1 protein-coding gene is annotated in these 217 nt (G+C 65.9%); it reads left to right on the top strand.

From position 1 onward, the window contains the following. On the top strand, positions 1-217 hold a 217-nt coding region (locus tag ACLFKU_RS45015; protein WP_410853547.1), incomplete at both ends, for a hypothetical protein.

Raw genomic sequence — 217 nt, 5'->3', positions numbered from 1 at the left:
ATCAGGAGGTGGTGGACCCGGCCCCCCTGATCAGCGCGCAGGGTACGGCGATCACGCCAGAGATGCTGCCGCTGATCGAGCTGACGCAGCGCGAGATCGACCGGATCGTCGGCACGGTGCCGGGTGGGGTCGGCAACATCCAGGACATTTATGGCTTGTCGCCGCTGCAGGACGGCATCCTGTTCCATCATCTGTTGGCCGGCCAGGGCGAGCCGTA

The sequence above is a fragment of the Paraburkholderia sp. EG304 genome (genome assembly GCF_046543485.1).
Lineage (GTDB): Bacteria > Pseudomonadota > Gammaproteobacteria > Burkholderiales > Burkholderiaceae > Paraburkholderia > Paraburkholderia youngii.
This window is presented reverse-complemented; position numbering and strand designations above follow the sequence as displayed.